Source organism: Bartonella sp. AA56HLJMS, assembly GCF_042197145.1.
Taxonomy (GTDB): domain Bacteria; phylum Pseudomonadota; class Alphaproteobacteria; order Rhizobiales; family Rhizobiaceae; genus Bartonella.
This window is the reverse complement of record NZ_JBHIRL010000062.1, coordinates 1-2,758: the sequence shown is the minus strand read 5'-3', so window position 1 is coordinate 2,758 and position 2,758 is coordinate 1. Positions and strand designations below refer to the sequence as shown.

Sequence of the window (2,758 nt, the reverse complement as noted above, 5' to 3'; positions counted from 1 at the left end):
TTTTGATACGTCATGGTGGTGGACGATCAACTTGGTATAGTGCACCTTAATTTTATTGCCTTCTTAACCACCTTCCCGCCTAAAAGACGAGGAGATAAAATTATGTTGTAGGTCTAAGCTACTTTTGCAATCGGGTTCTCCAAAGTAGGAACATAGGCTCGCAACAAAGAATCCATGCTATGCGGTAGTTCTGAATCTCCAAAATCTGTTAGAACTGTCAAGATTTTAAGTATATTTGGTACTTCATCTTGAAGTTTTAAAATCAAAACCTTTTCTACCAGACTCATGATGTCAACCAAAGCAGTACATTCTTTGTCGTTAATATTTTCATTATTAGAAAATTGAAACAACGCTATCCACAAATCGCATAAGAAGTCGACACTGGTGTTCATTGTACACCTCCATGGATTTGTTCTCTCAAACATGCCAATCCTCTGGATGTAATTTTTGTTGAAGGGAGCACTTTTTCTGTACCATCAGGTCTTTGAATGGTAATAGCAGGACAATCCATAAATCCTTTCTTGATCTTGTCCTGATAAGGTAACAGTGGCGCCCCTGGAGCACGCCGATACACCCAATCATGTTTACGTAAGTAATCAGTTAAATCCTTTGGTCGTACTTCCAACATCTTTGCTGCTTCACTAAGACCGAATAAACCATCAGAGCGTTTTAAACCTTCCAAAGCCTCTGCTTTTGGAGCTAATTTAGCAATGATATTGTCTTTCCGCTCGTTTTCATCTTTTAAATGCGTTAAGACACCAAGCATTACTGCTGGACTGGAGTAGTCAATCGATTGAACATAGGATTGCTTTATCTCGCCCCTACGCCATGCAACAAATAATTTAATAAGCATATAACGGACTTGAGAAGATTTTTCTGTATTCGATAATGTCGCAATCAATAACGCCTGCTCTTCGTTAAGCCAATATTCTGTTACGTTATTGCCCTTTATTACGTGCGCCACAGTGGCGCACCTCCCAAACCGTTCTATTTCTTGCATATTTCTTGTAATTAATTTTCTAACGTCACGTGTACGAACAAACCCTAATTTTTCTGCTAAATCCACATCGCGAACACGAGGCTCGTTTTCGACTTCTCGTAATTTGATTAATTTGTCTTTATTGATAGGTAAGTATGTGCTATTATTCATTGTAATTGACCTCTTTCAGGTTAGTTAGATGTAAAGCGTTAGAGAGAGTTTTTGCGGACTTATGCTCTAGCGCTTTTTCTTTTTTGAGAATGTTAATTATTTCAGATGAAAGAGAGCGATCATTCTCAGTCGCCCGATTAAACAACCACTCCTTTAATGTATGTGGCATATTTATTTTATATTGGATCGTTTTCATTTTACCTCCATATGCACATATTTAGTACCATAAAGGTACCTTGTGTCAAGTGTATTTTAGGTATATTTTAGGTGCATGACAAAAAAAGATCGTGTGCAATTTAAATTTCTCATTCCAATTGAACTGAAAAATCAATTGGAAGAGCTTGCTGAGGCAAATCATCGTAGCCTTACGGGTGAAATTCTTGCTCGTTTAGAAGATTCTGTCCGCACTACCGTTACATTAAATCACCTACTGGCAATGAATTCAGAAGATCTCAAAAAGCTCCTTGAACAACTACTCGTGAATAAAAAACAATAAGATGCCACACATAGCCCCCTCAGAACGCTTTAAGCCTTCAAGCGCTTCTGCTTTTGGTGCTAATTCTGCAATAACATGATCTTTCTGCTCTATTTGACTTTGTAAGTGATTCAAAACACCAAGTAATGCCTCCGGTTTAGAGTAGTCAACTTGTGGTGTGGCTACCTGTTTTTCTAATTCTTGCCAGCGGTCAATGATTTTGGCTCGTAAAGCAGTGCTGTAACCAGAAACAAGAATTAAACATTCACGTTTGGGTAAATTATAACAAGGGCGTGTTTTTCCTTGTTCATCAATATAACTGCTTAAAAACTTAGCCGGTTCAAATTTGAGCTCGCTAAATATTTGTTTAATGTCTCGCATAACATTTTTATGCTTCTTACTACATACCCCCGCAATTTCACGACTCGACATAGTCTGAGTGGTAGCACTATTAGCAACACTTTCTGTAATTTTTATAAGAGTGTTCATTATGAACTCCTAGATGTTAGAGGTTTTCATTGATACCTTTAAAAGGTATCGGGTGCTGAAAACACGGCATCTAGTCCGTCGTTACGCTTTCCCCATAAGGGTATTGTATAGCGTAACTACACCCGATGAGGTCATTATACACTTGTCGCATATAATGAGTCAAAGCCTTTGCAATGCACAGAAGATCGATTATTTCGGCAATCAATCCGCTAGATGTTTTAAGGTGTTTTCAGGCACCTGATTCGAAGATATATATAAACGCAACAATGTCAAGAATAAAAATAATTTTTATCTAAAAATAATCGCGTACTGTACAGTACACACACTGAAATCATTATTTATCAATGAGTTAAGTGTACAATGTACAGTCAATTTGAAAATTCTGTCGCTAGCGATAGTTCGCGCTCGCCTGCCCCGCAACGAAGCCAACCCGCTGGGAAGTACCTTTTGAATTGATTTTATTGATTTTTTTATGAAAAAAACAAAGCATAAGTGATAATCTGTTTTTAAAATTGCAATAAGAATATGTAATGCCTAAACTCATAAGGATATGGAATATATAGATAAAGCTTGAGAACATGATCTAGCCTTTTTTATTAGCAGCGTATTCTTGACGAGAAAGTTGTCTCTGTATGTTTTTGGTT

General features: G+C 37.3%; 4 protein-coding genes and 1 pseudogene. 1 reads left to right on the top strand and 4 read right to left on the bottom strand.

Going from position 1 to position 2,758, the window contains the following annotated elements:
• Nucleotides 1-113 precede the first annotated feature (113 nt).
• The 3 genes from ACFINI_RS09725 to ACFINI_RS09715 are packed head-to-tail and all read right to left on the bottom strand — an operon-like array spanning nt 114 to nt 1,346.
• The gene (locus ACFINI_RS09725; protein ID WP_375612368.1) at nt 114-392 is read right to left on the bottom strand and encodes a hypothetical protein; all 279 of its coding nucleotides are present in this window, start codon (nt 390-392) and stop codon (nt 114-116) included.
• Nucleotides 389-1,150 carry a phage antirepressor KilAC domain-containing protein gene (locus ACFINI_RS09720; RefSeq protein ID WP_375648023.1) on the bottom strand — a complete coding sequence of 254 codons (762 nt, stop codon included), beginning with the start codon at nt 1,148-1,150 and terminating at the stop codon, nt 389-391. The genes ACFINI_RS09725 and ACFINI_RS09720 overlap by 4 nt, the downstream gene beginning before the upstream one ends.
• Nucleotides 1,143-1,346 (bottom strand): Arc family DNA-binding protein, encoded by a 204-nt coding sequence (locus ACFINI_RS09715; RefSeq protein ID WP_004859798.1) that lies wholly within the window; start codon nt 1,344-1,346, stop codon nt 1,143-1,145. Before ACFINI_RS09715 ends, ACFINI_RS09720 begins: the two co-directional genes overlap by 8 nt.
• 75 nt (nt 1,347-1,421) lie before the next feature.
• On the opposite strand from ACFINI_RS09715, the gene ACFINI_RS09710 reads away from it, so the two are divergent.
• Nucleotides 1,422-1,646 (top strand): Arc family DNA-binding protein, encoded by a 225-nt coding sequence (locus ACFINI_RS09710; RefSeq protein ID WP_375612370.1) that lies wholly within the window; start codon nt 1,422-1,424, stop codon nt 1,644-1,646.
• A 15-nt stretch (nt 1,647-1,661) separates the two neighbouring features.
• On the opposite strand, the pseudogene ACFINI_RS09705 reads toward ACFINI_RS09710, so the two are convergent.
• Nucleotides 1,662-2,114: pseudogene (locus ACFINI_RS09705) on the bottom strand (Rha family transcriptional regulator); the annotation flags it as partial.
• Between the last annotated feature and the right edge of the window lie 644 nt (nt 2,115-2,758).